The organism is Streptomyces niveiscabiei, from assembly GCF_001419795.1.
Taxonomy (GTDB): Bacteria; Actinomycetota; Actinomycetes; order Streptomycetales; family Streptomycetaceae; genus Streptomyces; species Streptomyces niveiscabiei.
The window spans coordinates 1-3,083 of the sequence record NZ_LIRL01001057.1 but is presented as its reverse complement, the minus strand read 5'-3'; the positions used below and the strand labels follow the sequence as shown (position 1 = coordinate 3,083).

Sequence of the window (3,083 nt, the reverse complement as noted above, 5' to 3'; positions counted from 1 at the left end):
GCCGGGGGCGTCGTCAGGTCCGTGCCGGTCCGCCGAGCCGGTACCCGACGCCTCGGCGTCCGCGTCCACCTGTTCCAGCGGGTCCTCCTGTGACCCGCGCGAAGCGTCGTCACGCGTGTTCATTGCGCCCCGTTTCCGGTGGTTCAGGTCTGGGTGTCGGGTGGCCGTCAGGGGAACGGCTCCACGGCACGGTACTCAGGCGGTGGGGCGGGCGCAGCCTTCGGGGCCGGGTGAGGGTGGTCCGGGAGTTGTCCACAGGGGTTTTCCACAGCGGTTGACATGGGTCGGCAGGGGTTTCATCCTGGAATTCGACGGACCGAACGATCGGTCGGGAAAGGTGAGGGGGATCGAATGGCGACAGTGGCCTCAGCAGCGGCAGCGGAGCAGCGGACGCCGGACGAGCGGTCCGGGGACGACGGCGACCGTCAGGGCCTCTTCGACGCGGCCGTGGCGGCGGACGACCGTATCGAGCCGCGCGACTGGATGCCGGACGCGTACCGGGCGACGCTCGTGCGGCAGATCGCCCAGCACGCGCACTCGGAGATCATCGGCATGCAGCCGGAGGCGAACTGGATCACGCGGGCGCCCTCCCTGCGCCGCAAGGCGATCCTGATGGCGAAGGTGCAGGACGAGGCGGGCCACGGCCTGTACCTGTACAGCGCGGCGGAGACGCTGGGCGCGAGCCGCGACGACCTGCTGGACAAGCTCCACACGGGCCGCCAGAAGTACTCCTCGATCTTCAACTACCCCACTCTGACCTGGGCGGACGTAGGGGCGATCGGCTGGCTGGTGGACGGCGCGGCGATCACGAACCAGGTCCCCCTGTGCCGCTGCTCGTACGGCCCGTACGCCCGCGCGATGGTCCGCGTCTGCAAGGAGGAGTCGTTCCACCAGCGCCAGGGATACGAACTGCTGCTGGCGCTGAGCAACGGCACGAGCGAACAGCACGCGATGGCACAGGACGCGGTGGACCGCTGGTGGTGGCCGTCCCTGATGATGTTCGGCCCGCCGGACGACGAGTCGGCGCACTCCGCGCAGTCGATGGCGTGGAAGATCAAGCGCCACTCGAACGACGAACTGCGCCAGCGCTTCGTGGACATCTGCGTCCCCCAGGCCGAATCCCTGGGCCTCACCCTCCCGGACCCGGACCTGCGGTGGAACGAGGAGCGGGGCCACCACGACTTCGGCCCGATCGACTGGACGGAGTTCAAGGAGGTCCTGAAGGGCAACGGCCCGTGCAACGAGCAGCGCGTCACCCAGCGCAGGAAGGCCCACGAGGACGGCGCCTGGGTGCGGGAAGCGGCGGCGGCCCACGCCGCGAAGCACACCGGCGAGACAGGAGCCCGCGCATGACCACCGACTGGCCTCTCTGGGAGGTCTTCGTCCGCTCCCGCCGAGGCCTCGCCCACACCCACGCGGGCAGCCTCCACGCGCCGGACGCGGAACTGGCCCTGCGCAACGCCCGCGACCTGTACACCCGCCGCGGCGAGGGCGTCTCCATCTGGGTCGTCCCCTCCGCCGAGATCACCGCCTCCTCCCCCGACGAGAAGGACCCCTTCTTCGACCCGTCCGCCGACAAGCCCTACCGCCACCCGACGTTCTACGAGATCCCGGAAGGGGTGAAGCACCTGTGACCCCGACCCGTACGGCACCGGCGCTCGCCCTCGGCGACGACGCGCTGATCCTCTCCCACCGCCTCGGCGAGTGGATGGGCCACGCCCCGGTCCTGGAGGAGGAGCTGGCCCTCGCGAACATCGCCCTCGACCTCCTCGGCCAGGCCCGCGTCCTCCTCTCGCTGGTCGGCGACGAGGACGAACTGGCCTACCTCCGCGAGGAGCGCGCCTTCCGCAACGTCCAGCTCGTCGAGCAGCCCAACGGCGACTTCGCGCACACGATCGCCCGTCAGCTCTACTTCTCGACGTACCAGCACCTCCTGTACGGGGAACTCGCGCGCGGGGAGGGCGAGTTCACCGGCCTCGCCGCGAAGGCCGTAAAGGAGACCGCCTACCACCGCGACCACGCCGAGCAGTGGACGCTGCGCCTGGGCGACGGCACGGACGAGAGCCACGCGCGGATGCGCACGGCGTGCGAGGCGCTGTGGCGGTTCACCGGCGAGCTGTTCGAGCCGGTGGAGGGCCTCGGCGTCGACCCCGGGCCGCTGGAGTCGGCGTGGCGGACCTCGGTCGAGGAGGTCCTCACCCGCGCCGGGCTGCCCGTCCCGGAGGGCCCGCGCACCGGCGCATGGCGGGCGGGCGCCGGTCGGCAGGGCCTGCACACGGAGTCGTTCGGCCGGATGCTCGCGGAGATGCAGCACCTGCACCGCAGCCACCCGGGGGCGTCATGGTGACGGCCCTGGAGGAGCGGCTCCTCGCGGTCGCGGGCGCGGTCCCCGACCCCGAGCTGCCGGTCCTGACCCTGAGGGAACTCGGCGTGGTCCGCGCGGTGCACGTCCAGGAGGCGGGCGCGGTCGAGGTCGACCTCACCCCGACGTACACGGGCTGCCCGGCGGTCGAGGCGATGTCCGCCGACATCGAGCGGGCCCTGCGCGCGGAGGGCGTCCGCGAGGTGACCGTCCGCCGGGTCCTCGCCCCCGCGTGGTCGACGGACGACATCACGGAGGAAGGCCGCCGCAAACTGCGGGAGTTCGGGATCGCGCCGCCGCGCGTGAGGTCCGGCGCGGGGCCGGTGCCGGTGAGCCTGGGGGCGAGGCGCGCCGCCGACGTCCCGTGCCCCCACTGCGGCTCCCCCGACACCGAGTTGCTCAGCCGGTTCTCGTCCACCGCCTGCAAGGCGCTGCGGCGGTGCCGGGCCTGTCTCGAACCCTTCGACCACTTCAAGGAGTTGTGATGGCCCGCTTCCACGCGCTCCGGGTGACCGAGGTGGAGCCGTTGACGGACGACTCCGTGGCGCTGACGTTCGCGGTGCCGCCAAAGCTGCGGGAGGCGTACCGGCACGCCGCCGGCCAGCATCTGGCGCTGCGGCGGCGGGTGGACGGCGAGGAGATCCGGCGTACGTACTCGATCTGTTCCCCGGCGCCGGGTGCCGAGGGGCCGCGGGCGTTGCGGGTGGGGGTGCGGCTGGTG

Annotated in this window: 5 protein-coding genes; all 5 read left to right on the top strand. The window is 72.2% G+C overall.

Annotated elements, in window-relative coordinates; translation table 11 throughout:
- The first annotated feature begins 351 nt into the window (after positions 1–351).
- A complete protein-coding gene (gene paaA, locus AOK24_RS39645) occupies positions 352–1,353 on the top strand; it encodes a 1,2-phenylacetyl-CoA epoxidase subunit PaaA (RefSeq protein ID WP_055724767.1) in 1,002 nt (333 codons plus the stop codon).
- Positions 1,350–1,634, top strand: coding sequence for a 1,2-phenylacetyl-CoA epoxidase subunit PaaB (paaB, locus tag AOK24_RS39640; RefSeq protein ID WP_055724766.1), 285 nt, complete (start codon positions 1,350–1,352; stop codon positions 1,632–1,634). The genes paaA and paaB overlap by 4 nt, the downstream gene beginning before the upstream one ends.
- The gene (gene paaC / locus AOK24_RS39635) at positions 1,631–2,347 is read left to right on the top strand and encodes a 1,2-phenylacetyl-CoA epoxidase subunit PaaC (protein ID WP_055724765.1); all 717 of its coding nucleotides are present in this window, start codon (positions 1,631–1,633) and stop codon (positions 2,345–2,347) included. Before paaB ends, paaC begins: the two co-directional genes overlap by 4 nt.
- On the top strand, positions 2,341–2,847 hold the full coding sequence (gene paaD, locus AOK24_RS39630; protein ID WP_055724764.1) for a 1,2-phenylacetyl-CoA epoxidase subunit PaaD: 507 nt from the start codon (positions 2,341–2,343) through the stop codon (positions 2,845–2,847). Before paaC ends, paaD begins: the two co-directional genes overlap by 7 nt.
- A partial coding sequence (locus AOK24_RS39625; protein WP_240554339.1) for an FAD-binding oxidoreductase occupies positions 2,847–3,083 on the top strand: 237 nt, incomplete at its 3' end. The genes paaD and AOK24_RS39625, both read left to right, overlap by 1 nt.

Coding starts and splice junctions, on each gene's coding strand:
- paaA (WP_055724767.1), top strand. CDS start 352: ATGGCGACAGTGGCCTCAGCAGCGGCAGCGGAGCAGCGGACGCCGGAC.
- paaB (WP_055724766.1), top strand. CDS start 1,350: ATGACCACCGACTGGCCTCTCTGGGAGGTCTTCGTCCGCTCCCGCCGA.
- paaD (WP_055724764.1), top strand. CDS start 2,341: ATGGTGACGGCCCTGGAGGAGCGGCTCCTCGCGGTCGCGGGCGCGGTC.